Genomic DNA, 26,929 nt, shown 5'->3' with positions numbered 1-26,929 from the left:
GCGTCAACGCCTGATACGAAGGCGGGGCGATAGACATGGCACGCATCCGCACCATCAAGCCGGAAGCCTTCAGTTCCGAGTCGCTGGCCGCCGTCAGCGTCGCCGCCGAACGGACCTTCTACGGCCTGCTCACCCAGGCCGACGACCACGGGCGCTTCCGCGACCAGACGGCCGTCATCGCCGGCCTCCTGTGGTCCCTGCGACCCGAACACGGGCGGCTCGAGGTCGAAGACGACCTCAACCAACTCGCCATGGCCGACCTGATCTGCCGGTACGAGGGTGAGGACGGCAAGCGGTACCTGCACATCGTCACCTTCGCCAAGCACCAGAAGATCAACCGCCCCAGCGGCGTCCGCCATCCGGCCTGTCCTCACCACGACGGCAGCCAGGTGCCCTCGCCCTCACCGCTGGATCACAGAGGGCTCCGTGAGAACTCCGTGCAGGCTCACGCACCCCTCAGTGAGGGTTCGCCAGAACGGCGTGAGTCCTCACTGAGTCAGAATTCCGCAGGTCAGAGCGGATTCACTGAGCCCTCCGTGAGGGTGCATGGAGGGCTCGACGAATCGTCCGTGAGCCCTCACCGTCCGGATCTAGGACCTAGGATCAGGGATCTAGGATCAACTCCGTTGGGGGGCGCGAGCGCGCCCGCACCTGAGACCGTCTCGACCCAGCAGATGGTCGCCGAGTACGCCGCCGCATGCCCCAACCGCCCGCCCAGCGCAGTGCTGGGACAGCTCGCGCGATCCGTCGCCAAGCTCATCGCCGAAGGCATCGACCCCGCCCACATCCGCGCCGGACTGCTACGGCTGCGGGAGAAGGCCCTGCACCCGAGCGTGCTGCCCAGCCTGGTCAACGAGGCCATGAACCCGGCGCAGAAGCAGGCTCCCGGTCGCCACTCTCACCAGGCCTACGCCAACCCGGCCGACGCGGAAGCCGCTTACGGAGGCGCCCTGTGACCACCGCGACCCGCGAACCGCAGCGTGCCGGAATCCTGGCAGCCCGCCTGAACGCGATCCTCGCCGCCCGGGGCATCGACCCCGACTCCGCCCCCGTGCAGCCCGCGTCCGAGCCCGTGACCGCGCTGAAGCTGGCCGACCGACGGATCCCCGCCCGGTACCGCGAGGCCACCGCCACCGACCCCGGGGTACGGGCCTGGACCACTGAGGTGGCGTGCATGGGCCGGGTCGGCCCCGGCGGCACCCGAGGGATCTCGTACGGGCCCTCCCTGCTGATCGCCGGCACCACCGGTACTGGCAAGACCCACCAGGCCTACGGTGCCGTCCGCTCCCTGCTCATGGCCGGCGTCCGGCTGCGCTGGCAGGCGGTGACCTCCGCCGACCTGCACGCCCAGCTCCGGCCCCGCACTGGGCACGACTCCGAACGGGAGATCCAGGACCTGGGGCGGTGCCCGCTGCTGATCCTGGACGACCTCGGCGCGGCCAAACAGTCGGAGTGGACCGAGGAACTGACGTACCGGCTGATCAACCGCCGCTACACCGAGATGCTCCCCACGCTCATCACCACCAACCTCCCCACCCAGGCCCTGCGCGACGCCGTCGGCGACCGCGTCGCCTCCCGCCTGGCCGAGATGACCGACCGGGTCGTCCTCAGCGGCACCGACCGCCGCCGCTCCGCCCCGCGCGCCTCCTGAGCAGCGTCGGCGACTCCAACACCTCCGCCCCCTTCACACCACCCTCCACCGCCCGCGCCCAGTGCGCGGTGGAGGCCCTCTGGAGACCCCGCTTGACCTCACACGCGTACGCGCCCCTCCCCCGCACCACGGCGTGGGACCGGGCCGCGATCCTCACCCTCGGCGCCGCAGGCTGCGCACTCTCCTACGACGCGCTCCAGCAGATGGCCGTCGCCATCCACGTCCGCGGGTTCCTGACCTACCTCTTCCCGCTGGTGATCGACGGCTTCATCGCCTACGGCGTCCGCGCCCTCCTCGTACTGCGCACCGCGCCCTACCGCGCCCGCCTGTACGTATGGACGCTCTTCGCCACCGCCACGGCGGCCAGCATCTGGGCCAACGCCCTCCACGCCATCCGACTCAACCAGCTCACTCCACCGGGCGGCGGCCTGCGCCTGGGCGACGTCACCGTCGGCATCCTCTCCACCCTCGCCCCGCTCGCCCTCGCCGGCGCGGTGCACCTCCACATCCTCATCACCCGCCTATCCGGGACCTCGCCCGACTCCCCCGTCGAGCCCCCGGCAGAACAGGACGCCGACCAGGCCACGGATCTAGATCCGGCTACCGAGGAGCAGGCTCCAGCCGGTCCACCAGCGGAGCCGAACGCCCAGCCCGACGAACCGCGCCGAACCCGGATCGGGCGTCCACCCGAGGCCGAGCTGGACGAATTGCTGGACCTGGTCCGCCCTGTCATGGAAGCTCACAGAAAGCCGACCCGTGACTGGGTCCGCTCGATCATCCGGGACGCCGACCTCGGCATCAGCGGCTTACGCCTCACCCAGCTCATGACCACCTTGCGCGCGGACCACGCCGCCACCAACGGTCCGCCCACGCATCCCGAGTGACCCAAAGTCTCCGCAGGTCACAGCCCTGCCCTGGCCCGGACCAGGGCGGGGACCGTATGTCAGTCAACGGATTACCGGTCGGGACTCCTGCTGCCCGGAGCATGCCCTACGCCGTCTTCAGACGATGTTCGGCGGTCCGGACCCGACCCTGCCGCGGACCACAGGCTCCCCTCCCATGCGGACCACCACCGCGCACGAGCCCATCAGCCACGCATCCGGCCAGCACATGCACGACGCAAAGGCGAAGAACGCAGCCGTCACGGCAGCGGTCAGTAGCCACTCACCGACACCAGCACAGCAAGTTATCGGCCAAGACACTCTTCCCCGTTGGGGAAGGTGCCTTGGCCAGAACCCGCCCGGGGGGTGGCGGGCCCGGACCGGCGCCGGGGGGCACTGTTCCGGGAAGCAGCAACCGAGGGCAGCGGGCCGAACGTTATGCCTCCGGTGTTCCGTCCGCCGAGATACGGCGGAAGCCGAGGTACGGGAAGAGAGATTCGGGAAGGACGAGGGAGCCGTCCTGCTGCTGGCACTGTTCGAGGAGCGCAGCGACGGTGCGGCCGATGGGGAGGCCGGAGCCGTTGAGGGTGGCGACGAGCTTGGGCTTGCCGTCCTCGCCTCGGGTGCGGATGTTCGCGCGGCGGGCCTGGAAGGTGCCGAAGTTCGAGATCGAGGAGATCTCGCGGTACGTGTTCTGGCTCGGGATCCAGACCTCGATGTCGTACGTGAGCTGGGCGGAGAAGCCCGTGTCGCCTGCGGCCAGCTTGACGACGCGGTAGGCGAGGCCGAGCTCCTTCAGGCACGCCTCGGCGTGACCGACCATCGTCTCCAGCATGGCGTCCGCGTCCGCCGGGTCGACCATCTGGACGATCTCGACCTTGGCGAACTGGTGCTGGCGGATCAGACCGCGGGTGTCACGACCGTACGAGCCCGCCTCGGACCGGAAGCACGGCGTGTGCGCGGTCAGGGCCAGCGGCAGGTCGGCCGGCGGGATGATCTCGTCGGCGTAGAGGTTGGTCAGCGGTACCTCGGCCGTCGGGATGAGGAACAGCTCACGGTCGGCGACGCCGGTCTTGAACAGATCCTCCTCGAACTTCGGCAGCTGCCCGGTGCCGGTCATCGTCTTGCGGGTGACCAGGTAGGGGACCGCGTGCTCGACGTACCCGTGGCGACGGGTGTGGATGTCGAGGAAGAGCGTCGCGAGGGCGCGCTCCAGCGCGGCGCCGGCGCCGCGGGAGACCGCGAAGCGGGGGCCCGACAGCTTCGTGGCGCGGGCGAAGTCGAGGATGCCGGTGCCCTCGCCGAGGTCGACGTGGTCCTTCGGCTCGAAGGAGAAGGCCGGCGGGGTGCCGACACGCCGGACCTCGACCGCGAACTCCTCCGAGTCGCCGTCCGGGGCTGCGTCGTCGGGGAGGTTCGGGATGGTCAGGAGGAGCTCGCTCAGCTCCTGCTGGACCTGCTCCTGCTCGGTCTCGATGTCCCGGATCTGGTCCTTCAGCTCGCGGGCACGCTCCTTCAGCTTGGCGATGTCGCCGCCCTGCTTCGCCGTCTGCTGGACCTCGCTCGCCACCCGCTTGGCTTCCGCCCGCAGCTCGTCGGCTGAGCGGATGCTCTGGTTGCGCCGGGACTGGAGGTCTTCCAGCCGGGACAGGTCCAGGGAGTAACCGCGACGAGCGAGCCGACGAACTGCTTCGGCACCCATTTCAATCAGGGCGCGGGCGTCATGCATGAGGAAGATCCTTTTTATCCAGCGAGCGGGATGGGGATACCGAATCGACGGTAGCAACGGCCGGGCCCTCGCCAATCCGAAATATCGCCAGGCTCAGCCGCTCAAGATCAGAGGCGGGATGGTGTCGCATTGCCGTTCGTGGCAGGGTCGCCCTCATGCGGATTTTGGTGATGGGTGGCACCTGGTTCCTTGGTCGAGCGATCGTTGACGACGTACTTCGGCGCGGGTGGGACGTAACGACGTTCAACCGGGGCCGATCCGGTGCGGTTGAGGGCGTCGGCACAGTCCGGGGTGACCGGACGACTCCCGACGACCTGAAGCGGCTCGCCTCACACGGGCCGTGGGATGCCGTGATCGACACGTCCAGCAGCGAGTTCCCACCCCGTGATGTGCTCCTCGCCGCCGACATCCTGCGCCCGGCCGCCGCCCGGTGGGTGCACGTATCCACGGTGTCCGTCTATCAGGGCTGGCCCCACGACCCGCTCACCGAGGACTCCTCGCTGTTGGAGTGCCCGCCGGACGCCGATGAGTCGTTCGGGTACACCGGCGCCGATGGCAGCCCGACGAAGTACGGGTTCCAGAAGGCAGGCGGGGAGGCTGCGGTGCGCGCCGCCTTCGGGGACGACGTCGTGTTCCTGCGGCCTGGAGTGATCTTGGGGCCTGGCGAGTACGTCGGCCGCCTCCCATGGTGGCTCACCCGTGCCCAGCGCGGCGGCCCGATCGTTGTCCCCGCCCCGGCCGCCCAGATGATTCAGCCTGTGGACGTCCGGGACGTCGCCGCCTTCGCCGTCGATCAGGCCGCTGGTACCGGTGGCCCCGGCCAGGCGTTCAACATCGCCCACCCCGAGGGAATCAGCTGGGCCGACTTCATCAACGAGTGCCTGGCCGTCACCGGTAGCACCGGCAGCCCGGTGTGGGCCGACGCGGCGACGCTCACCACGCACGGTGTGAAGCAGTGGACGGAGCTTCCGCTGTGGCGCACCCACCGCGGGGTGTGGTCCGTCGACGCCTCTCGTGCCGCGGCGGCCGGGCTCCGCTGTCGTCCGCTCGCCGACACCATTGCCGACACCTGGGCGTGGATGCGGGCAGACGGTCGACCGGTCGAACATCCGAGGTGGGCCGAGCACGGTGTGGACCCTGCCAAGGAAGCCCTGATCCTCGCCGACCTCGGCCACCCGTAGGAACAGGGGGCAGGGTCAGGGCTCGATGGCGAGGAGCCCGCTCCCCGTACCCAGCTGCCTCGGTGCAGAGAGACGCCCGAATTCCTCGATCTGTTCGCCGAGCGTGACAGCCACCCGTGTCTCCCTGAACGCGGGGGCTGTCAGAGCCCGCCGCAAGCCGCCGGTGCGCTCCAGCAACCCCGCCACACGCTGTTCTGCCGGAACCGCCCACACCGTCTCCAGCGTCGCAGCCGCCGCGTCCAGGTCGCCCCGGAGCAGCTGCGCCGCTGCGAGGTCGGCCGCGGCCTTGCCTCGTACTGGTACCGACTGCCGGGCCGGCGGCCGGGACGCGACCAGGTCCAGTGCTCGCTGGGCCGTCACCTCCGCCCCCGCCCCGTCGCCGACGAGCAGGGCGGTGGTGCCGTTGGACATCAGCAGGCGCTCCTCGTTGAAGGCGAACTCACCTCCGACGTCGTCGTGCAGGGCGTCCCGCTCGCCGCTGTCCTGCCGCGTGGACGCGACGAGCGCGCGGGTGGCCCGTTCCCGGTCCCCGAGGTGTCCGTGGGCGCGGGCTTCGATGGACAGCAGCCGCCGCCTGGCCGTGTCGCCCAGACCGGCGTAGGCCAGCGCGGTCCGCGCGTGCTGTACGGCCTCCGAGGGACGGCCCGTGAAGTACGCGCAGATCGCCAAGGACCCAGTGGCATAGGCCCGTAGCGGATCGAAGCGGGCCATCTCTCCATACAGGGCAGCCGACCGGGCGAGGCGTGCCGAGTCGTCGAGGGCACCGAGGTCGAACGCGGCGGTCGACAGCAGCGCGCACGCCTGTCCCGCCACGATCAGCGGGTCCTGCTGCTGCACAGGCACCTTGGTGAGTCCACGTTGGTGCTCCGCCTCCGAGCGGAGGACCCTGGCGCGCCGGAATACCTCGAAGGCGCTCGCGGCGTCGTACGAGCGGGCGAGGGACAGGGCGTCGTCACGGAGCTGGTCGATGGTCGTGTCGGATACGGACTGCGAGGCGGCAGCCCCCGCCTCATCAGCGGCGTCACGTGCGGTCATGGCGATTTCACTTTCGAGGTCGTACGCAGTGGGAGTCACCGATGCCGAGGTCGACAGCGTGGGCGGTGGCCCGAACAGTGCCGCAGCGTCCACGCCGAAGAGCTGCTCCAGTGCCCGGCATGTGTCCGGTCCCGGCATGGTTTTGATCCGGCCCGACGTCCACCTCCGGAACTGTGCCTCCGACACCGACATGCCCTGCACTCCGGCCTGTACGGCCGCGCGCTCGAATGCCGTGACGAAGTCCCTGTAACGCCAATGCCGTTGCTGGACTAACACGCGCAGCAACGTCGCCGGATCGTCCATCGGTAGCTCCCTCAGGGTCAGGAGAAGGGCCACGTCGCGCCCCGCTCCACTTCGTGCCTACTGCTCAACATCCCTACTGCGCAATGGAATCCGTGCAGATGACATCGCGGTGCCATCTCCATGACACCCCGGTCACCCTGGCGAGCACCAGATGACATCGACTGCGTCATGGCCGTGACACCCGCACCAAGAGGACTCTTACGCCACCTCGAAGACCCCCGGCGAAAGGAGTGAAACGTGAGCGGCCCCCGGCTTCCCCGACGAACCCCCGACGCGACCAGCACTCGCTACGAGGCCGTCGTGGCCCCGTACGTGGATCCGGACGCCGGCACCCCGCCGGAGCGCCGCGGTCTGCCCCGGGCGGCCGAGGGGTTCCGTAGCAGGAACGGCGATCCCTCCACCTGGAGCTCCGCCCAGTTCGACGCCTTCCTCGGCCTCGGGGGTGCCCAATGAGCACGACTGGGGAGGCGAACGTCTGGGTCACGGAGGACACCGGGCACCGGTTCCTCGGCCAAGACGTCGAACACCCCGCCAGCGGACGTCGCGGAACCGTGGGCGCGGTCCTGATCTACGTATCGAGACTCACCAGCAGACCGGTGAGGAAGGTGGCGCACATGCGCCCGCTGGACCATTCGGGTCGGGAATGGACCGCCGATCCGGACACCCTCCAGATCCTCCAGCCGATCGCTTACTCGGCACAGACCAGCCGCACGAAGGGCTGAACAGACTCCCCGCCCGGTGCTGATCAAGCGGTCGGCACCGGTGGGAAACGGCGCCCAGGGCGCCGTGCACGAAACCGCTCTGGTGCCGTACAGCACCAGACCGGCGGCACCAGAGCGGATCCAAGCTGCCCGTACCGGGCAGTCACCCTTCCACCAAGGAGATCAGCTATGCCGAAGCCCAGGAAAGAGAAGCAGAACCACCTCATCTACGCGGACGTCGTGGACTCCAAGTCCAAGGCGGGCGTGTGGATGGGTGAGCGTGCTTCCTTCCGCGACAAGCAGGGCCGCATCCTGGAGGCCCTGAAGGACCGCACCGACTGGGTCAGCCTGGAGGGCGCGGTCATGGTCATCAGCACCGAGCCCGCCGGCCTCACGGTCATCGCGCCGAACCCGACGCTCCCCGGCGTCATCGTCCTCTCCGACGGCGGCTCCCCCGCGGCCTCCGCCCGGCTCCAGGCGGACGCCGAGGACAAGGTCCGCGCCGTCATGGCCGAGCTGGGCATCGTCGAAGAGGAAACGGCGGCCTGACCCAGTGGCCACTCCCCAGCTGCTGTGGGGGAAATACTTCCAGTACGACCGGGACGGCGAGGCTGTCCTCCTCGACCCGGTCACGCTGGAGAGTGTGCTTCTCGACTCCGGCGAGGTCTCTGACCTCGCCGGAGTCCCCCCGACCGCGACGCACTTAGCCCTCGCCGGGCTCGGCTTCACCCAGGACGGCCCTACGGCCGACCGCCGTGAAGCACTCCACCACCGCCTCCACACCCTGGGTATCGACCCGACACCGCGCAGGATCAGCGGCCTCCGGGTAGTGCTCACCGACCGCTGCAACATGGCCTGCACGTACTGCTTCGTCGACACCAACAGCGGCAAGCCGGACATGACGGAGCAGGAGCTCGCCGCCGGCCTTGAGTTCCTGTTCGAGCAGAACGCGGGGCAGGAGGAGGTCTCGATCCAGTGGTTCGGCGGCGAGCCGACCATCCGCTTCGACCTCATGCAGTACGGCGACGAACTCGCCGGCACCCTCGCCGCCCGCTACGGCGTCGAGCGGGTCCGACGCACAGTCGTCACCAACGGCGCCCGCCTGACGGACGAGGCCCTCGACCACTTCGTGCAGCGGGAGTACGGCGTGGGCATCTCCATCGACGGCCCTCCGGGGATCAACTCGGCGAACCGGCTGCTCCTCGGCGGCCAGCCCGCGGACGACCGGATCCGCCGCAACGTCCGGCGCCTGGTCGAGGCGAAGGGCCTGCACGTCGGCTGCAACCTCACCCCCACGGCATCGAACATCGGGCGCCTGGCCGAGAGCGTGCAGTGGATCATCGACGACCTCGGCCTCAAGTTCATCTACGTCAACACGCCCATCCCCACCGGCGGCCAGTGGCGGGTGAACGGCGCGGACCTGGCCCGGGAGCTCTACGAAGCCCGCCTGACCGCGCTCGGGAAGGACGGGATGCTCTTCTCCGTCCTCGACCGGGCCTTCCAGGCCCTCGATACCCGCCGGCCGATGCTGTTCGACCACATGCAGGGCGACCGCAGCCTCAACGCCGCCCTCCTGCCCGGCAACCGGGTCAGCGTGTGCGACATCAACTTCACCGAGCCCGAGTTCCTCCACACGCTCGACGAGCTGCGGTCGGACCCCAGCCGCCTCACAAGGGCGACGAAGAAGGTCGCGCCGATCCCCGCGTGCGGCGACTGCCCGGCGCTGGCCATCTGCGGCGGCCCGTCGCGCAACGAGCAGGCGCTCATCGGTGGCAGCACCCCGGACCCGCAGATGTGCGCCTTCTACACCAGCACCGTGGCCATCGCGGTGTGGGACAACACGGGGGTGCAATGAGCACCCCGGTCCGTACGGCGCTGGTCTCGACGGCGGGGCACTGCGAGGTCGCGTGCAGCTTCTGCTTCCGGGCCGACCGCGCCCGCGGCTTCCTCACCACCGCCACGTACACGCGTGCCTTGTCGCGACTGAAGGAGACCGGGGTCGAGGGCGTGTGCCTCACGGGCGGTGAGCCGACCCACCACCCGGACCTCCGGCAGCTCGTCCGCCTGGCTCTCCAGTTCGGCATGACGGTGTCCATAGTGACCTCGGCCCGCTCGGAGGCTGAGGTCACCGCGCTCGCGGAGGTCGACCACCTTCTGACCAACGTGACCGTCTCCGCAGACTCGCAGGGCGCGATGACACTCGGCCGCACCAACCCGGAGTGCGGCCTCGGCCGTCGCGACGCTCAACGCCGTCGAAACTCCCTCGAAAGTCCTTCACCTCACCTACTGGGACGTGGCCGACGAGGAAGCCGAGCAGCTCGCTGACCTCGTAGCGGGAACGGGGATCGACGTTCAGCTCAGCCCCGTTCTCCTCTCCGAAAGCGCCCTGCGTCGGGACGGCCGATCCATCCAGGATTCCCTGGTGCAGAGGGCGCGCGACACGGCGGCACTCGACCAGTACTTCCGGCTGTCCAACGGATACCGGTCCTACCTCGACGACCTGCGGCAGCTACAGCTGTCCAAGGAGGGGAGCCACCCCTGCCGGTCGGCCACCCTCTACATGTCGGCCGACGGCGAGGTACGGCACTGCCCCTACGGAGCATCCGAGGTCAGCGTCCACGCCCCACGTACCGAGATCCGAGCCTTCCTCGACGCGCCGGCCACGGACCGCGTCGGACCCGACTGCGCCGCCATCTGCCGCCCCGCATCCCGCGACTGCGCGGCGGCCTGACCTTGGGGGTCCACGTGCAACCGTCGGTCTCCGTCACCGATCCCAACGACTTCAACAGCCACTGGAGGCAGCCGCCGAACTTCCGCATGCAGGTCCCGTTCGACTACCTGTTCGTACCTGCGATCGACATCCTCGACCACGTCCGCCGGGACGAGGAGGTCCGGTTCACGGTCCTCGGCGGGGACGACTGGAAGGTGCGCATGGAGCGCACGGCCGCGTTCCGGACGGCCCCGGTCGAGGAGATCGCCACGTGGCCGTTCCGCCTGGTGCACTTCAACCTCGCCCGGTTCTACGGCGAGATCCTGGCCGGCTTCCAGGACGAGGTCATGGTGCCCTGGCGCACCCATCTGTCGTCGCAGGGATTCACGTGGCAGCGGTGCGCGCCCATCCTGTTCCTGTCCACCGAAGGCGCGGCCTCGACCTACCACAACGACAACTCGCACGGTCTGGTGTGGCAGGTCCAAGGGGTCAAGACCTTTCACAGCTACCACAACCCCGACAAGCACCTGTCCCCCGAAGCTGCGGTCCTCGGTGAGACCACCGCCGAAGATCCCCCACCGCACGACGAGGCGCAGCGGCAGTCGGTGACGATGCAGCCCGGCGACCAGCTGTGGAGCCACGCCCTGACCCCGCACTGGGTCACCACCGAATCGCCGCTCGCGCTCAGCGTCACCCTCTCCCACGGCGGCCTGTCCCGCCGCGGCCGATACGCCGACCGCGAGCTGGCGCTACGCGACCACTGGGACAAGAACCCCGCCGAGGCGTGGACCCTCGACCTCGGCCACACCCGGTACTGAGCGAGCCAGCTGCCCCACCGCCAGACAGGCGGTGGGGCAGCGGTACGTCTACCCCTGGCTCAGGGGGTCAGTCGGTTCGGGCCGCGGAACAGGAACGCGGCCTCGCGGATCGAGTCCAGGCCGAGCATGACCATCAGGATCCGGCCCAGGCCGGCGCCGAGGCCGCCGTGCGGCGGGCACCCGAACCGGAAGATGTTCATGTAGTCCTGCATCGGCTCCGTGTCCATGCTCTTCTCCTCCGCCTGCTTGAGCAGCACATCGGAGCGGTGCTCACGCTGGGCCCCGGTGGTGATCTCCAGGCCCTTCCAGAGCAGGTCAAAGCTGAGCGTGAGGTCCGGCCGGTCCGCCGGACGCATGTGGTAGAAGGGCCGGATGCTCGCCGGGTAGTGCGTGATGAACACGAACTCGTGGCCCGTGAGCTCCTTCATGTGGGCGGCGATGGTCCGCTCACCTTCCGGGTCCAGGTCCTCCTTGACGCCTTCGGGGTCCCAGCCGCCGGCCCGCAGGATCTCCTGTGCCTCGGCCATCGTGATCCTGGGGAACGGAGCCTCCGGCACCACGACCTCGATACCGAAGACCTTCTGGATCGCCTCACCGTGAACCTCTGCGACCTTCGCGATGGCGTGAGCGAGCATCCGCTCCTCGAACCCCATCACGTCCTCGACGTCGTCGATCCACGACAGCTCGACGTCCACGCCGGTGAACTCGGTCGCATGCCGGGAGGTATACGACGGCTCGGCCCGGAAGACGGGACCGATCTCGAAGACCCTGTCGATACCGGCGGCCACGGCCATCTGCTTGTAGAACTGGGGCGACTGCGCGAGGTACGCCGGGCGGTCGAAGTACCCGAGCTTGAACACCTCCGCGCCGGACTCCGAGGCGGTGCCCATCAGCTTCGGCGTGTGCATCTCCGTGCAGCCGTTCTGCATGGCGTACTCGCGCAGCCCCTGCTCCAGGGTCGTCTGCGCGGCAAACACCATCTGCGCGGTGGCCCTCTTGCGTACGTCGAGGAACCGCCAGTCGAGCCGGTGCTCGGGGCCGGTGTGCTCGTCGATCGGCAGCGGTGTCTCCGCCCGGTTCAGCACCTCGATCGTCTCGGGGACGATCTCCAGGCCACCCAGGTTGACCTGGGCTGCCTCGACGACGCGGCCGGTGATCCGGACGGCGGACTCGGGAGTGAGCGATTCGATGACGGCTTCAAGTGGGCCGCCGTCGCGCTTGTGGGTCACCTGCGCCATGCCGGAGTGGTCCCGCAGGATGACGAACTGCATCTTGCGCTGCAGCCGTAGCGCGTTCACCCAGCCGGAGACGGTGACGGTCTGGTCGAGGTGCGCGCGTAGGTCAGAAGCCAGTACGCGGCTAGTCGTGTGGATCATCGCAGCCCTCCAGGGGCGTCGTCATGATCCCTTGGAAGCGTGGGCGAGAAGGGTACTCGCGGTGCCACCACGCCTTTGCCACCGCCAGAAAGCGGCGGCCTCATTCAGCCCGATGACGGGGGCAAACCGGCGGGGCATTGGGCCTGAGGGCCTTTCCTCCCCGCGCTCGGGAGGGTCTTCACCACGGGTGCGAGTCCGCCTTCACAGCTGCCGGCGGCTCTCTCTGCTCGCGTGATCCGTGGCTACTCGTCTCCGTCGACGCGTTGGTCACGAGAATAGGGATCCCGCGGGCCCCCCGCAACGGAATCACGGGGGTGGCGTACACGTGGCCAGATGACGCCCCTGCGAGGCCAGATAGGCCGATCCTTCCCTTGTCGCCGCTGCTCGTCGCGGCCCACCACTAAAATGTGCGGCACCTACGATCAGGCCCACGAAGCTGTCCGGTCCGGTTTCGCAGATCGGCCGATGTCTTGATAGCAGCCCCTCTGCTCCCGATTTCCCGGAATGATGACAGGCATGATTCCTGCGTTCGACGTCGAGATTCGCCACGACTATGACGTGGCCGACCTGCGGACAGACTTGACCGCCGAGCAGGTAGCCAGTGGCTTCACTGACCACCACGGGTACGAGAGCCTCGGCCTGCCCAGTTGGCAAGACGTCGCGGAGTGCCTCAGTGCCGAGGCAGAGATCCTGGCGCAGGCAGCCCTGTCGAGCGCGCCGGATGGCATCAAAGAAGTCCTTGACGCAATCGACGATGAGGACGGAGTGGAGTTCGCCGAGCTCATGGCAACGTTCTACGGGAACGATGTCGGCGTAGCCGGCCTGAGCTTGGCCCTCAGCGCGGCTCGGGGAGCCACCTTCTATTCCTGCTCCAGCGGTCTCGACAGTCACCACCATGCCGAGTACCCGATGGTGGGCGTAGTGCCTGACGTTCAGCGAGCGAGCCTGCTCGCCGAACTTGCAGAACGTGCGGGCTGCGGAATCGGACAGCAGTGGGGCCGCTGGTACCTATACGCCGGGTCGGTGAGCGCCATGCACGTACTTGGGCAGTTGATCCTGGAACAGCGAGATGCTTTTGACGCGCTTCCCGAGCCTAAGTGGGTCGATGGCCTTGCCGAGCAGCTCGAACGAATCGACGACTACTGATCGGATTCTCGCGCCCGCGACGACCAGCTCGCGGATCGTTGGCCCGCACCGAGAGGGCCGCCCGCTGGCCGGCCCAAGAAAGTGCTGTGAACCTTTGGCGACCGCCACGAGGACATACATCCGAAGAGCAGGAACCTCGTGTCGCGGTTCTCCCTATCGGATCCTTCGAGCAGGACGACCCCCACCTCCCACTGATCATCGACACGGCAGTCGCCTGCGGGATCGGCAAGGAGATCACCGACGCCTACTCAGTGCGCCTGCTCCCGCCGATCACGATGTCTTGCAGCCACGGCACTCCTCACTCCCCAGAAGGGAAAGGCCAGAGGGCTTGCGGTTGGGATTCGCGGCCCATCTCGTCGATGCGCTGGGCAAGTGAGCTGAGACCGTGGTCACAGTTCTTGCCGCACAGGATCACCCCTCTGCCCGCCAGATGGGTCGAGACAGGACTCCTACACCTGCCGCAGCAAGTGTCCGGAACTAGGCGCAGCTGCCAACGAGTCGAACGTGTCTTCTGCTCGTGCGTGTCGTTGGGTAAGTGCGGTGGCAGCTAGGTGCCCGCTGAGATTGTTGTCGCTGGCGTCCCTTAGGATTCTTGGGTATCGCACCAGCACACCGATTCGAGGGTCGAGGGGTGGGAGTCCAGCAGATCTGCAGGGACTCCCGGGTGGAACATCGCGACCAGCTACCGGACATCTCCGGTGGTCAGCACGGTGGAATCCTTGCCTCCACCAGCGCAGCTGTGATCTCCTGGTGCTCGTTGTTCTCGCTGGCGTGGAGGTGCCTACTGTGCAGGAGGAGAAGCACTACGGCGTACCTCTTGAGCGAAGCGACTATCTGAAGCTCAAGCGCAACAGGAACAGCTGCAAGCCCGAACACTTCGCCAAGTGGCTTGACGGCTTCGGTGCAGGGCGTCGACTCGCGGTCGACCTCTTCTCTGGAGCGGGCGGTCTGAGCCTAGGGCTCCAGCGGGCCGGCTGGACGGTTGCGGCAGCAGTCGACTTCGACGAGCGGGCGCTGGAGACTCATGCCGCGAATTTCCCCGGCATGAGTCTGCACATGGACTTGGGTAGCCCTGACGAACGCGACCGGCTCGAGAAGCTCCTGGAGCCCGCCAAGGGCAAGATCGATCTGGTTGCGGGAGGGCCTCCCTGCCAGCCGTTCAGCAGGGCCGGACGCAGCAAGATCCGCAGCCTCGTTGACCACCATGGGCGCGATCCGCACGACCGCCGCAAGGAACTGTGGAGCGCATATCTCGACGTCGTAAAGAGGCTCGAGCCGCGTGCAGTCCTCATGGAGAACGTTCCAGACATGGGCTTGGGCGACGACTTCTTCGTGGTGCGCACGATCGAGGAGCAGTTGGAGGAACTCGGTTATGCCACCCAGGTGCGCCTCGTGGATGCCTGGCGCTACGGGGTCCCCCAGCACCGGAAGCGGCTGATCCTTCTGGCTAGGAAGGATGTGGACCGGTTCGAGTGGCGGCAGGAGGTGGAGGAGAAGAACCGCACCACACTGCGGGACGCCATCGGCGACCTGCCTGAACTGACGGTCGTTGCGACGGAGCGGGTCGGACAGCGCAGGCTGTCTTACAGCAAGCCGGAGAAGCAGTCCGCGTTTGCGAAGGACATGCGCAAGAGGGCCCAACAGGACGTGATCTGGGATCACATGACTCGCAGGGTCCGGAAGGACGACTGGGAGATCTTCGATGGGATGGACTCGAAGACTCTGTACTCCGACATCGACCCGGATCTGCAGCGATATAAGGCCAACCACTTCACTGACAAGTACAAGAAGCTCGACTGGGGCGACCTCAGCCGATCGATCACGGCTCACATCGCCAAGGACGGCTACTGGTACATCCACCCCGAGCAGAACCGGACTTTGACCGTCCGGGAAGCAGCGCGGGTGCAGACCTTCCCCGACCGTTTCCGCTTCGCCGGCACTCGCAGTGATGCTTTTCGACAGATCGGCAACGCAGTACCGCCCCTGCTCGGCGAGGCTGCGGCTCAGGCGCTGTTGCCGTCGGTGGAGGACCAAAAGGAGTCGGGTGGGCTCCAGCCTCATTGGCGAACGGTCCGTCAGGATCTGACCACTTGGGCAGAGCAGCGGCGTGCTGGGGATGATTGGTACCAGCTCCCCAAGCTGACTCCCCTGCATGCGGCTGTCGTGGCCATACTGTCCGGGACCAGGATTCAGCCCGATCAGCTACTCGAGATAGTCGAGGTAATCAAGGACCGAACGACCCTGACCCGGAGTGCCCTGCAGGCGCTCGTGGAAGCCGCCCCCACGCAGGCTGCTCGCTCGCGCATCGACAGGCTTGCTGTGGTGGCAGGCAAGCCGAGTGCGTGGGACGAGCAGAAGTGGGAGGAATTGCCCGGGCGCCTGAAGATGAAGCCGGGCGAGGCGAGCCTCTATCGGCTGCTGGTCGACGAGGATCTCCTCTGGGTTGGGCAGGGCGCGCTGCGTGTTGCCGCTCGGCTGAACGACACCGACTCGCACCGTACGAATCGACTCAGCGACGGCCGGGTAAACCTGGTGAAGTTGGTCGGAGCGGGCGAGAATGCCCCCCTGCGCATGGCGGCACTACGCCTGATCGGGAACACCCTGTGTCGGGCGCGCCAGCCGCTTTGCGAGGAGTGTCCCTTGAGCAAGTACTGCGCGGGGCGAGACAGTGCGTCTGAAGATCTGTTCACAGACGCACTCAGTGGGACGCACGGTCGGGCATCGCAGCCCTCTTAAGAACGTGAGCCACTGACCCGTGCCTGCGGGGAGCCAAGCCTCGCCTGCGTGAGGCAGTTCGGATTCGCTTCCCGGTGGCCAGTTCAACCCTTAGTCACCGGGACGACAAACGAGGGTGGCATGAACGGATGGCCGCGCATGGGGACGTAGCGGGCAGCCAGGCCGGCCTCTACGGCATGCTGAATCCCAAGATGAGTGCCTCGTTGCGGACGTGCAGTGCCTGCGAAGCTTGCACCGCGGGTACCTCTTGGTCGAGTTCGAGGCGCCTACCGACGTACTGAGCGAGCTGACGCTGCCACGGTTCGAGGGTGTGCGTTTCCTTGGCCCACTGCTCAATCGCGTACCACTCGTCGGCGGGAATGCTGGCCACCTCCTCGCTCGCTCCCGCAGAGGACTCGCTACCGCCGGCCAGCGCACCCTCGTTCAGCGGGTGCTCTCGCAGTTCCTGCGCCAAGTCGTAGGGAACTACCCAGGGCACTCGGGAGACTGCGTCCCAGCATGCAGCCTTCTTGGCCCACTCGCCTGCGTGATTACCTTCAAGCGGGTCCATCAGGATGTTCATGACTCGGGGGCACAGGTCATCGATCGCTGCCTCAAGCGCCGATGAGATCTGTTGTTCGCGCCAGATCGAGTCAAGGTCGATGCGCTGGCTCGTCCCGAGGGACAGGCGTGCCATGGTGTAGGACGTGATCATGCTCTTGTAGCTGCCCGCTTGATGGGTCGCCGCGATGCGGTCGACGGCCTTGAACAGAACAGCCATCGCGATCACACGTTGGCAGTACTGGACGTCGACACGAGGGGGCGCTTCGTCCACTCGGACCATGAACGCGGCGAAGTTCTTCTGCGATCCCTGGCTTACCTGAAACGGCAGCCAGTTCCAGGAGTTGACGTACTTTGCAAGGTCTGCCTTGGTGAACTTGTTCTTCGGCGGGTTCAGTTTCTTGAAGGTTCGCTGCCGCGCGGGCGTACGCGCCTTGGCCACCTCGTCGGTGTACTGTCCACGCGCCCGCTCGTAGAACCAGTGCGTCTCCTGGCCGCTCCCGTCCGTCGCCGGAGCCCACAGGGAACGGGTGATCCGCTGGACGGTCACGTGATACTCGTGGTTCGAACTGAAGTCGACCAACGTCACACGATTCTGTGTGTTGGAGTACTCGGAGATCATCGGGACGATCTCCGCGAGCCGTTCCGGCGACACCTGCGTCAGTTTCATCTGCACGGTCACGTGTGACAGGTCCGCCTTGTCTCGGCTCGACGCATAGTGCAGGGAGGCCGTTGTCTGGCCACCATTAACCACCTGGAGTCCGTGTACCTGCGATATCCCCGTCGGTGCCCCGTCCGGGCCACGCACGAAGTCGACCTGCGACGCCGTCGCCGTGATGCCGTTGTTGTACGCCAGGAACCGGCCAGGCGCATTCAGCAGGGTCTCCCTAATCCCACGGTTCACCGATCCCCGCGCCTGCAGAAACGAACGGACGTTCAACTCAAGGAGGCGGGTGCCGTACTCCCCATACAACTCGGCCAGCCGTTGGCCGGGGATCACGGCCATGGTCACTGAATGATCCGGCTCGCTACTCGGAGCCGAGACGCAGGGCAGCGGGGGGTCAAACGAGACCACGATCGGCTCACTGATGCTGCCAGACGTTGCATGGCGGTGGAGTCGTGCAAGATCCCACACCTCGTATGCCACGGGGAGCCCGTCGAAGTCAGTGGGCGGGACCGTGGTGCCAGTGCAGACACGGTTGCTGAGCAAGAAGACCCGGATCCTCCGGACCTCGGTGAGGGCCTTCTCCACCGCCGCGCACATGTCGTAGACGTCGAAGGCCTCGTCGATGTGCTGACGCAGCCCGTCCCGGCACCGGCGGACAAACGTTAGGAGCCGCTTGAAGCCAGCTTCGACCTGCCCCTTTGTGAGCTTGGCCCCGGACGGATCCAGGTGGAAGTCCGTGACAAAGAGGTCGAGGCACTCGCCAGACTCCCCGATGCCGTACCCGTGCACCAGATGCCCGCGCGCTGAGTGGTACGCAAAGAACGTGTTGGAGGCAATCCCGGCCTGCTCCAAGTCCTCGAACACGCGGCGGGTGAACGCCTCCGCGGGGTTGGTCCCCTCGGCATCGGCGGTCGCCTGGACGTCCGCGATGAGGTCACGGGAGTACTCGGAGAGGACGAGTTCAGGCACGGGATCCCCCGATCAGTTCAGATACTTCGGTGGCCGTGGCACGGTGCTGATCAAGCCCCGAGGTGTTGACGTGGTACGTACAGTCACCCACGCCTTCGGGAAGATCTGCCTCGACGATTCTCGGGAAATCTTCCCGCACGTGCCAGAAGCGCAAGTCTCGGAGGGTGTACCTAGGCTCGTCGTATAGGTCCTGCTGTCCGGGAAGGTAGCCGGCCTGCATGAGGCGGCCGTCGAATCGGGCGCGCACGGCAGTGCTGCTTAGCCGCTCACGCACTTGATCCACCAACCAGTTCAGGCTCTCGCCTGAACCGCCTCGCCGCTCGTCGAGTAACGCCAAGGCCAAGAGCAGTGAGGGCGTACCGGTGCCGTCCAACTGTCGCTCGCTGGCGATACGGATACTGCGGGGGCGCTTGGCCGTACTCGCCTTCGCCTCGACAGCCACCTGGGGCAGCTGGAAGTCCTGATTGGCTCCGTCCGGACCTGTCCATGCTTCGACAGCCTCGGCTGGGGAGACAAGAGGCAAGATGTGATCTCGCAGTACAAGGAGCTCGCCAACAAGTCCCCGCCGGGCCTCGGGGCCGAGCCCGTCCCTGCCCACAGCACGCAGGAGGTCCTGCCACCGCTCGAACCTCTCCACGGCCGCAGTGAGTGCGGCAGCAGCCGCGGGCGCCTCTCTGACCGTGTCAGCGACATCCGTCACGAGCGGATTGAACACCTCACGGAGTTCGTTTGCGGTCAGGACCACCTGTAGCTCGTACTCGACCCGAGATACCGCGTGCAAGTTCATCTCCAGGCCTGCTGCCCTTGGCAGCCGACCAACGGAGCGGACTATGTGATCTGCTGCGCGGGCATCGGTCCTGAGTACCAGCATGCGCTGGCGGCCTGGATGGGAGACGGACAGGAACACGTCAAGCGGTGAATCCGGGTGCAGGCGAAGGCTCGACCGTCCAGGGACATCCTGAGGGCTCTCCAGTTCGCGCCACTCGTCCTCCGTTACGGTCACGCCTCGTCCTCCTCACCGATCGCGTAGATGTCTTCCTGCAGCCAGACAGAGTTGGCGACGTACTCGGTCTTGGACTGGTACCTGGAGTGGGGGAAGCTCACTTGGAAGCCCACGAGCGGGGCCGTCAACGAGATGCTGTCTGAGGCGTCTGGCTTGATGGGGTAGATCAACAAAAGGGCCTGGTGAGGCCGACGTTGCCGCCGGATGTACGTGCCCGACGGGTTCTTGGGAGGAGTCGGCTTCTCGCTGCTCTCCGCAGCCTTACGGGCGGCCTCCCGCGCCCTTGCCTCTTGGCCGGCATCGAGGCCGAGCAATTCGTCTGGAGGGCTGATGACCCGTCGAATTGTGTACCTACCCTCCGCCTCGAAGTCCTCCTTGAGGGGACTGCGGGTCACCGAGCCTACGGTGTAGCTGGCGATGTTCTGAGGGAACTTCGACGTCGTACTACCGACCAGACACACCGTCCAATCGGTCAGCTCACCTACTTTTGCGCACTGCTCGATGTACTTCGAGATGAGTCTGGGGCGGACCCGCTGCGCCATGGAGTCGGTCTCGTAGTCAGAGAGGAACTCGGAGACCAGCTCAGGGGGTACCCCGTTCCACAACACGTTGCCACCTCGCGGCGTCACAACAGGCTCGACGGCGTCATCAAGTCGTTGGACGAGCCCCTCAAGGAGCTTGAAGTTGTGCGTGACAGCCCTCTCCGCAAGCTTGAAGATCACGGTCTCCGGTCCTTCGCCGGAGTAGCTGAGAAGAATCTTCTTCCCTTTGCGCATCTTGTTGGGTGCGGTCACTGTCAGCCCCAGGGACGACGACCGCACCTTCAGCCCGAACTCTGTCGGGGTGAGGCCACGCGCGGCCATCTCTTCGACTTCCCTGCGTAGTTCATCTGTGGCAGCCGTTACCTCTACGTAGGCATCCTGGAGCGCGGGAGTCGTGTATAGGCGGCACAAGTCCTCGTGCTTGGGCCGGTACCCGAACCACCGGCCCATCTGGAGGAGCGCGTCGTAGGACTTAGACCATCGCAGGTAATAGCTGACCGTCAGGCCTTCGAGGGTGAGACCCCGGGAGAGCTTCTGCCCTCCAACAGCGATCACCGAAAGGCCGTTTCGGCGGCTCTCGTAGTAGTCGAGCGCGTCCTTGGATGTGCCGTTCACGGCCTTGACCTGGATCTTCCTGATGGCGTCCAGGAGCTCGCCGGAAACCTGTTCCCATGTGAGAGGTACAGCCTCGTCGGTTGGAAACTGGCCTGTCGTGGGGACGAAGTCCTTCTCCCAGAGTGCCCGAAGCTCTGCACGGAGCGCAGGTCCCCTGCCGTACCTGTCCCGGAGCGCGTCGACGAGGAGGCGCAGGTGGTCGTCGACCTGGGCCCTTACAAGGTCCTGCACTGCCGTGAAACGGGTGACATGCACAAGCATCGAGTTGTGTACCTTCGTCTGCCCTCGGGCTCTCCGGGCAGCACAGGCAAGGACGAAGGAGGAAATCGCCTCACGCAGGGATTGCGGGAGGTCGTCAGCGGGGGTGGCACCGGACTTGTGCTTGGCGGGAAGCCAGACCTCCGCGTCCTTCACATGGCGCACGAGCGGCAGTGGCGGGGTGTCCGCCTCGTCGTCGTCATCGACACGGAGTCCGAAGACCCGTTCGGGACCGAGATAATTGGAGGGCGACGGAAGGCTACGGATGAAGCTTGCCGGAAACAAGTCCTCGCCGACAAGATCGTGGTCCGCCTCCGGATTGATGTAGATGTTTGCGAACGGGGTGGCCGTATACCCGACGTACGCGGCCTGGTCGAAGGTGTTGAAGAGTTCGCGGATCGCCGCGTTCGTTTTCGTCGGGTTCGCATCATCGTCACGGGTCGTGTCGATCGAGGCATTGTCGGCCTCATCGTCGATCACCAACAAGGGAAGGTCCTTCACCACCTTCCTGCCGTTCTCGTCCTCGGTCCCGTGTACGTCAATCACCCAGTTGCGCACGTACTCAAGGAGCTTCCAGTGCTTCTTGACGACGAGCACCACAGGGAAGCTGCCAAGGGGGAAGTTGGTGTGGGCAGCCGTCTTACGATCGAAGTCCCCCTTTGCGGTGCTGTTAGTCGGCGACGCGATGTCGAGCTTCTTCGCGAGTGGCATACGTCCCGCGCCGATGAGGCGCGACTTGCCGACTTCATTGGACCGCTTGTAGTGCTGGGTGTCGAAACCTAGGAGACCTTCGTCGATCCGTAGCTGAGTCTGGCTGCGAAGATCGTCGTGGATACCTGCGAGAACCACGATGAGCCGGTAGCCGGCGTCCGCCGCCTTCGCAGCCAGCCCGATGTACTGGCCCGTCTTGCCCGACTGTACTTGTCCGATCACGAGGCCCTTCCGACTCCATGAACCGGGACGGCGCGGATCTTCCAGCTGGCTCAGCACGTCGTCGGAGCTCTGGTCCAGTCTCCGGACGACCAAGGGCGGTAGCTTCACTACGTCTTCGAGGTAGCGGCGGTAGCGTTCCCAGAAGTCCCATGCCCGATCGTTCTTGGCCTCGGGCAGCCAGGGCTCGTGGCCCTTGGGGTCCGTGAGCCCCGACGACCGCTCCTGGAAGACGGCAGTCATGGCCTCGATCTCCTTGGCCAATTGGTCCCGGTCAAGAGATCGGCCCTGTGTGGCCAGCAACCCGAAGATGGCGTTGACCGCATTCTGAACCTCCTCTGGCTTCGGCTGACGGTCCTGTGGCAGGAACCCCAGAACCAGGCGCGTGGCCTGAGCCATGGGCTCATCGGGTACGACACTCATGTGGGACCTCCAAGTGGGCCAGGGCGCAGACGGCTTCGAGCAAGGTAGGGCCTACGACTGACAACGGGGGCTATCTGCTCCAGAAGCCCTGCAGTTGGTCGAAGGGGGGCATGGTCCGCAACCTCTCGCGAGCCGCGGCCGGCGACCGACCATCGGAGACCAACGCCTCGTAGATCCGTTGAGCGACCTCCATTGCCCCGGCGTCGGCGGGTCCGCGCCCACCGAAGGGTTCAGGGTCGTCACTTGTGTCCGTCTCGTGCATCACCCGGAGCGCGGTGACCGGAACGGTCTCTTCAAGCAGGCGGACGAGGGCGCGTATGTCATCTGGACTGGCACCGCTGGGACGCAGGGCAGCCTTCACGAGGGGGTGCCCACGGTTGATTCTGCACGTGACTTGGTCGTCGGTTCGACGGACGTTCCAGGCATACAGAAGCGGATCACCATGGGTGCGCGCGGCGATCTGGCCGCGGTAGCGGAGCACATCGGCAGCTCGCCTTCTGGCCTGTAGGGCGATACGGCGGAGATGAGGACGCAGGCCAACGGGGGGTACGACGCTGGATTTTCGAACATCCACACCCCACTCAGCATCCGTATCAGCGGGAATATCCACAGAGATCCGCGCCAGGTTGTACTTCTCCTCGCGGCGTACACCACGCTGCCCTAGCCAGTCGCCAGCCAAGATCAGACGGTCCCGGCGGTACACATAAAACCCCTGCTGATCGAGCCAGCCGCGGGGGCCAGCAGCCTTCTCGTACTCAGCCTGGGAGAGCCTCTGCGCGCTGGGAAGAACAAACGCCTCCACGCGCACAGAACCGGTGCCCAGAGGGAGTTCCTCGACTGGAAGGGGCTGGACAGATGGGTGGCGGGATAGGAAGGGGTCCCAGGCTTCGACGGGCGTGCCGGACACACGAATGGTGCGTCGTCGGCTGCCAGTGAGGAACCGAGCGAACACCATGCCGAGGTGCGACTCTGCTCGCACAGCCTCGGCGTAGAACTGCTTCTGGATGCGCTCGTCGTCCTCAGTCACGCTGTCGACCCGGTAGCCGTTGAGCCTCCGCCACAACACGACCGTGCCGTGGGCAGCCGTACCGCGGATCCTGTCGAGCAGCTCAGAGGTCGCCTCGTCCGCACCGTGCAGCAACCTCCACTCGCCGAACTTCTCGATGACGTCGAGGTCCCAGGTGCGTACATGCCACTCCCCGGAGGTGGCGGTGGCAACGGTGAGTTGCCGGGCCTGGGAGAACGAAGCAGACTTGAGGCCGACCCCGAACCGACCCAAGTCCGTTGCGCTGCGTTGTGCTGCGGGTCCACGCGCGGCCACGGTCATGGCAGTCACGAGCTGGGCCGCATTCATCCCCTCGCCGTCGTCGACGACAGCGATCCAGGAGTCCCGCCCGGCCCAGGTGAATTCGACGTCGATGTTGGACGCCTTTGCGGAGATGCTGTTGTCCACGAGATCCGCTATCGCTGCGGGTAGCGAATAGCCGAGGGAGCTGAGCGAGGCGACCATGCCGGCCGGTTCTGGGGCTGCAATGTCGTAGGTCATGCCCAGTACCAGCCCTGCTCCCCGTTCCGGACGCCCATCAGTGACGCGGGCGTCCCCGAGATCGAGCGGAACCGAGTAAGCGGACATGCGCGGTACCCGGGATGTCCACGCCTAGTTCTACTGCAGGATCCGAACCGAGCCCCCATCAGAGTGGATGGTAATGGAGCTACGGGGCGAAGGTCCTGGTGTTTGCTGATCTTCGTCACCTCCACCATCCGGCCTGCCATCCTGTCGGCAATACCTACGTCGGCGCGTACGGCCATGGTCCGAGACGCCGTGCGGATTCTTGATGTGGCTAGCCCGCCCTCTGCCGGTCTGCGAGCGCCCGTCTACCTTGTCGGTGGGGGCCGGACACTCACATGACCTGCATGCATCAGACCGCCACTTTCAAGGGGGGGACATGAACCAGTTCGAACTTCGCCATACCGAGCAGGAGCTCCGCGAAGCCCTGCAAGGCACTGCTTTGGCTTGGGTGCTCGACGATGTCGACGCCGCGATCGCAGCAGGTGTGCCGGAGGAAAAGATCCTTCGCCGGCGCGCTCAGCGCCGCGGTGATGACCCTCGTGACGCCAGCCCAGCCGTGGCAGCGGCCCGATATGAGGTCGTGGACCGAAGCATGCTTGGGTTCGTCGAGTTCGAGGCATCACGCAAGCGGGGGACGCTGGTCATTGCCACGCGTGCCATGACAGATCAGGAGCGCGTCCAGCTCCTCCTCGATGCTGTGAGGCGGGTGCTCGTGGAGCTGCCTGAGATCGAACTGGAGACGTTGAAGTTGCTTCAGACCGAGCCCGAGGGCGACGCCGGCAGACGCAGTGTCGCCGAGGAGCTCTCGTTCGAACCTGACGAGAGCTCCCGGTCTCGCCGCAGCCGGACGGAGATCCGGGCAGACCGGATCCCCATCGAGCGGCGTGAACACCTCAGTCGTCTGCTGGATGAAGTGACCGGGGAGGTGCGCAGTTGAGCACCGTCAATCACCTTATCGGTGAGATCAAGAACCTTCTGGCGGCGGGAACGGTCTCGTACGACGCCGCATCCAAGCCGAACGACGTCTACGAGGGGTTCATCTTCTCGCTAATCGTCGCCACGGCGAGTCGGCATGGCGCCACCGTCACCTACGAAGACGTCTACGGGGCCAAGGCCAGCAGTCTCGTGTTCCGAACGGGCCCTGGCCATCTGTATGGCACCAGCCAACCCTTTACCCACGCCGTGATCGAGTTCGACGGCGCACCCGCCCTCGAAGTCCATCTCGGTGTCTATGTGACGGGTGCTTCGGGTGTCCTGCACGAGTGCGACGTCCTGGTGCTGCCAGCTGAGGAAGCCGCCCTGAGCCGTGCACAGGGCATCGCACCTCGAGGCAGTCAGTCCGTGCTCATCGTCGAGTGCAAGTACTACGTCTCCAACCTCGGTATCGGGCTCGCGCGGAACTTCGAGGGACTGCGCGCTGACATCCGCACCCAGAACGAGCTCTTCATCTCCAACACCGGATCGTCGAGCATCGTGCGGTACCTCGACGCCCGGAAGAGGGGCTTCGAGCGGGATGTGGTGCCCAATTCGCCGCAGGCGGGCTACGTCCAGGCGGAGATCAGGAAGACCTTCAAGAGCTATCTGAGTAAGCATTCACCTTCGACGGTGATCTGAAGCCGGCAGTCGGGCGCTGCCGCGGTCAGGCCAGCGATCACGGGTCGGCCTGCATCGGCTGCTGGGAGCCAGCGGGGAGCCGATTGACCCCCCGAGACCCGCCGAGACCGCGCCGTAGCTGTCGACACTGCTAGCGTGACCTGCGCAAATGCCCTTGTCCGAGGTGGCAGGACCGGCCGGACCTCATTCGGGACGAAGAGGTCGTGGGTTCAAATCCCGCCACCCCGACTTCGTAAGACCAGGTCAGGGGCCTGATCCACTCAGTGGATCAGGCCCCTGAGTGGTTTCCGGGGCTCGTTGGGGAGAGGTCCGGGAGGGCGGGAGTAGTGAGCGGCCTTCGGTGCGGCCAAGGGGGCGACGCCCCGCCGGGGTGGGCGGGGCGTCGGTCCTGTGTCCGTCAGGCGGGGCGGTGGGTGGGTTCGATCTCTTGGTGCATGCCGTGGCAGAGGGCCCAGACGATGAAGATGTTGATGACGACCAGTACCAGCGCCCAGAGCGGGTAGTACGGGATCCACAGGAAGTTGGCGATCGCGCCGAGGCTGGCGATGAAGACGCCGAGGTAGCGCGCCCACACGGCTCCCGTGATGACGGCGCAGCCGGTGAGGACGAGGACGATGCCCAGGATGAGGTGGACCCAGCCCCAGCCCGTCAGGTTGAACTCGAAGACGTAGTGGCGGGTCGCGAGGAACACGTCGTCCTTGGCGATGGCGGAGATGCCCTCGAAGATCGCCATCGCGCCACCGAAGATCATCAGGGCTGCCGCGAAGGTGGTGCTACCGGATACAGGCGCGTGGGTCGCTCGGGATCGGGCGGCGTCTGTGGCCATGCCGGCCTCCTTGGGTGTCGGGGCCGCCGGTCGGTGGAGCGGGTGACCGGGGCTGTCCCCCGTATCAGCGTGGCACGGCGGCACCCGCTCGGCATTCCGGAGGGCTACGGGGGTCCGGAGCCGGTCAGGGTCGCGAGTTCGGCGCGGGTCAGGCTCAGCAGCTCGGGCGAGGCCCGGAATTCGACTCCGCGTTCCCGCGCCACAGCCCGCAGGTGGTCGAGGACCGCCCCGACGGCCGGGTAGGGGCCGATCGGGCGGAGCAGCCAGAGGCGGCCGGGCGGGCGGTGCGGCAGGCCGAGGGCGTCCAGCAGCTCCTCGTTCTCGCGGTCGAGGTCGTGGAGCTCGGCCTCGGCGAGCGGGGTGGCTTCCACGCCGGTGACGTGGCCGTGGCCGTCGAGGCGGGTGTCGACGGCCCAGTGGGTGGAGCGGTCCGGGATCCAGGTGCGGTCGGCCGGGGGCCAGACGTAGGGCAGGAACACCCAGGCCAGGTCCTCCGGGGCGGGCTCCCAGCCGAGCGCCTCCAGCTCCCGGACCTCCGGCAGCCGGTCGGGCTCCTGCTCGCTGCGGCCGGTCCGGCGCAGGGCGAGCGAGTGCGGGGGCCCGTCCTCGTCCCACGAGCCCGTCACATCCCACGAGCCCGTCGCGTCCCACGGGCCCGTCGCGTCACGCGAGTCCCTCGACATGACCGCAGGCTACCCCCGGGTC

Annotated in this window: 24 protein-coding genes and 1 pseudogene; 16 read left to right on the top strand and 9 right to left on the bottom strand. The window is 66.7% G+C overall.

Annotated features, from left to right (window positions below; genetic code table 11):
- The first annotated feature begins 35 nt into the window (after window positions 1–35).
- The 3 genes from EES41_RS43080 (at window position 36) to EES41_RS20000 (ending at window position 2,535) form a co-directional block, all read left to right on the top strand.
- Complete coding sequence (locus EES41_RS43080; protein WP_254211515.1) at window positions 36–956, top strand: hypothetical protein; 921 nt, start codon at window positions 36–38, stop codon at window positions 954–956.
- A complete protein-coding gene (locus EES41_RS20005) occupies window positions 953–1,651 on the top strand; it encodes an ATP-binding protein (RefSeq protein WP_254211514.1) in 699 nt (232 codons plus the stop codon). The genes EES41_RS43080 and EES41_RS20005 overlap by 4 nt, the downstream gene beginning before the upstream one ends.
- Before the next feature lie 92 nt (window positions 1,652–1,743).
- Window positions 1,744–2,535, top strand: a complete 792-nt coding sequence (locus EES41_RS20000; protein WP_123079747.1) for a DUF2637 domain-containing protein — start codon at window positions 1,744–1,746, stop codon at window positions 2,533–2,535.
- 433 nt (window positions 2,536–2,968) lie between these two features.
- Here EES41_RS20000 and serS read toward each other — a convergent pair whose 3' ends face one another.
- Window positions 2,969–4,261 (bottom strand): serine--tRNA ligase, encoded by a 1,293-nt coding sequence (gene serS / locus EES41_RS19995; protein ID WP_123079746.1) that lies wholly within the window; start codon window positions 4,259–4,261, stop codon window positions 2,969–2,971.
- A gap of 170 nt (window positions 4,262–4,431) precedes the next feature.
- Here serS and EES41_RS19985 point away from each other — a divergent pair, with 170 nt between their 5' ends.
- A complete protein-coding gene (locus EES41_RS19985; RefSeq protein WP_216827310.1) occupies window positions 4,432–5,442 on the top strand; it encodes an NAD-dependent epimerase/dehydratase family protein in 1,011 nt (336 codons plus the stop codon).
- A 15-nt stretch (window positions 5,443–5,457) separates the two neighbouring features.
- On the opposite strand, the gene EES41_RS19980 is transcribed toward EES41_RS19985, so the two are convergent.
- Window positions 5,458–6,477: a DNA-binding protein gene (locus EES41_RS19980; protein WP_254211513.1), complete on the bottom strand. Its 1,020-nt coding sequence runs from the start codon at window positions 6,475–6,477 to the stop codon at window positions 5,458–5,460.
- A gap of 540 nt (window positions 6,478–7,017) precedes the next feature.
- Between EES41_RS19980 and EES41_RS19975 the strand changes: the two genes are divergently transcribed.
- From EES41_RS19975 to EES41_RS19950, 7 genes are all read left to right on the top strand, one after another.
- Complete coding sequence (locus EES41_RS19975; RefSeq protein WP_123079744.1) at window positions 7,018–7,233, top strand: hypothetical protein; 216 nt, start codon at window positions 7,018–7,020, stop codon at window positions 7,231–7,233.
- Complete coding sequence (locus EES41_RS19970) at window positions 7,230–7,502, top strand: hypothetical protein (protein WP_123079743.1); 273 nt, start codon at window positions 7,230–7,232, stop codon at window positions 7,500–7,502. The genes EES41_RS19975 and EES41_RS19970 overlap by 4 nt, the downstream gene beginning before the upstream one ends.
- A gap of 168 nt (window positions 7,503–7,670) precedes the next feature.
- Window positions 7,671–8,030, top strand: a complete 360-nt coding sequence (locus EES41_RS19965) for a hypothetical protein (protein WP_123079742.1) — start codon at window positions 7,671–7,673, stop codon at window positions 8,028–8,030.
- Between the two features lie 4 nt (window positions 8,031–8,034).
- Window positions 8,035–9,336, top strand: a complete 1,302-nt coding sequence (locus tag EES41_RS19960; protein ID WP_254211512.1) for a radical SAM protein — start codon at window positions 8,035–8,037, stop codon at window positions 9,334–9,336.
- Window positions 9,333–9,806, top strand: a complete 474-nt coding sequence (locus EES41_RS43075; protein ID WP_254211511.1) for a radical SAM protein — start codon at window positions 9,333–9,335, stop codon at window positions 9,804–9,806. Before EES41_RS19960 ends, EES41_RS43075 begins: the two co-directional genes overlap by 4 nt.
- A gap of 97 nt (window positions 9,807–9,903) precedes the next feature.
- A complete protein-coding gene (locus EES41_RS43070; RefSeq protein ID WP_254211510.1) occupies window positions 9,904–10,212 on the top strand; it encodes a hypothetical protein in 309 nt (102 codons plus the stop codon).
- A 14-nt stretch (window positions 10,213–10,226) separates the two neighbouring features.
- Complete coding sequence (locus tag EES41_RS19950; RefSeq protein ID WP_164495644.1) at window positions 10,227–11,009, top strand: hypothetical protein; 783 nt, start codon at window positions 10,227–10,229, stop codon at window positions 11,007–11,009.
- Window positions 11,010–11,068: 59 nt separating this feature from the next.
- Here the strand turns inward: EES41_RS19950 and aspS are convergent, their stop codons facing one another.
- Window positions 11,069–12,385 (bottom strand): aspartate--tRNA(Asn) ligase, encoded by a 1,317-nt coding sequence (aspS, locus tag EES41_RS19945; RefSeq protein WP_123079740.1) that lies wholly within the window; start codon window positions 12,383–12,385, stop codon window positions 11,069–11,071.
- Window positions 12,386–12,901: 516 nt separating this feature from the next.
- On the opposite strand from aspS, the gene EES41_RS19940 reads away from it, so the two are divergent.
- The 3 genes and pseudogenes from EES41_RS19940 to dcm all read left to right on the top strand — a co-directional run bounded on the left by EES41_RS19940 (window position 12,902) and on the right by dcm (window position 16,267).
- Window positions 12,902–13,531, top strand: coding sequence for a hypothetical protein (locus EES41_RS19940; RefSeq protein ID WP_123079739.1), 630 nt, complete (start codon window positions 12,902–12,904; stop codon window positions 13,529–13,531).
- A gap of 86 nt (window positions 13,532–13,617) precedes the next feature.
- Window positions 13,618–13,821 (top strand): annotated as a pseudogene (locus EES41_RS43065) (creatininase family protein); the annotation flags it as partial.
- A 496-nt stretch (window positions 13,822–14,317) separates the two neighbouring features.
- Window positions 14,318–16,267 (top strand): DNA (cytosine-5-)-methyltransferase, encoded by a 1,950-nt coding sequence (dcm, locus tag EES41_RS19930; protein ID WP_254211509.1) that lies wholly within the window; start codon window positions 14,318–14,320, stop codon window positions 16,265–16,267.
- A 169-nt stretch (window positions 16,268–16,436) separates the two neighbouring features.
- On the opposite strand, the gene EES41_RS19925 is transcribed toward dcm, so the two are convergent.
- From EES41_RS19925 to EES41_RS19910, 4 genes are all read right to left on the bottom strand, one after another.
- Complete coding sequence (locus tag EES41_RS19925) at window positions 16,437–18,443, bottom strand: AIPR family protein (protein WP_123079736.1); 2,007 nt, start codon at window positions 18,441–18,443, stop codon at window positions 16,437–16,439.
- Complete coding sequence (locus EES41_RS19920) at window positions 18,436–19,446, bottom strand: PD-(D/E)XK motif protein (RefSeq protein ID WP_123079735.1); 1,011 nt, start codon at window positions 19,444–19,446, stop codon at window positions 18,436–18,438. Before EES41_RS19920 ends, EES41_RS19925 begins: the two co-directional genes overlap by 8 nt.
- On the bottom strand, window positions 19,443–22,214 hold the full coding sequence (locus EES41_RS19915; RefSeq protein ID WP_123079734.1) for a Z1 domain-containing protein: 2,772 nt from the start codon (window positions 22,212–22,214) through the stop codon (window positions 19,443–19,445). Before EES41_RS19915 ends, EES41_RS19920 begins: the two co-directional genes overlap by 4 nt.
- A 70-nt stretch (window positions 22,215–22,284) precedes the next feature.
- Window positions 22,285–23,760: an ATP-binding protein gene (locus EES41_RS19910; RefSeq protein ID WP_123079733.1), complete on the bottom strand. Its 1,476-nt coding sequence runs from the start codon at window positions 23,758–23,760 to the stop codon at window positions 22,285–22,287.
- 400 nt (window positions 23,761–24,160) lie between these two features.
- On the opposite strand from EES41_RS19910, the gene EES41_RS19905 reads away from it, so the two are divergent.
- Both EES41_RS19905 and EES41_RS19900 read left to right on the top strand, forming a co-directional pair.
- Complete coding sequence (locus tag EES41_RS19905) at window positions 24,161–24,721, top strand: hypothetical protein (RefSeq protein WP_123079732.1); 561 nt, start codon at window positions 24,161–24,163, stop codon at window positions 24,719–24,721.
- Window positions 24,718–25,398 carry a hypothetical protein gene (locus tag EES41_RS19900; RefSeq protein WP_123079731.1) on the top strand — a complete coding sequence of 227 codons (681 nt, stop codon included), beginning with the start codon at window positions 24,718–24,720 and terminating at the stop codon, window positions 25,396–25,398. The genes EES41_RS19905 and EES41_RS19900 overlap by 4 nt, the downstream gene beginning before the upstream one ends.
- 397 nt (window positions 25,399–25,795) lie before the next feature.
- On the opposite strand, the gene EES41_RS19895 is transcribed toward EES41_RS19900, so the two are convergent.
- Together EES41_RS19895 and EES41_RS19890 are read right to left on the bottom strand one after the other, a co-directional pair.
- Window positions 25,796–26,224 (bottom strand): hypothetical protein, encoded by a 429-nt coding sequence (locus EES41_RS19895; protein WP_123079730.1) that lies wholly within the window; start codon window positions 26,222–26,224, stop codon window positions 25,796–25,798.
- 104 nt (window positions 26,225–26,328) lie between these two features.
- Window positions 26,329–26,907, bottom strand: a complete 579-nt coding sequence (locus EES41_RS19890; protein ID WP_123079729.1) for a DUF5956 family protein — start codon at window positions 26,905–26,907, stop codon at window positions 26,329–26,331.
- Between the last annotated feature and the right edge of the window lie 22 nt (window positions 26,908–26,929).

It is taken from the genome of Streptomyces sp. ADI95-16 (genome assembly GCF_003721495.1).
Lineage (GTDB): Bacteria > Actinomycetota > Actinomycetes > Streptomycetales > Streptomycetaceae > Streptomyces > Streptomyces goshikiensis.
This window is presented reverse-complemented; position numbering and strand designations above follow the sequence as displayed.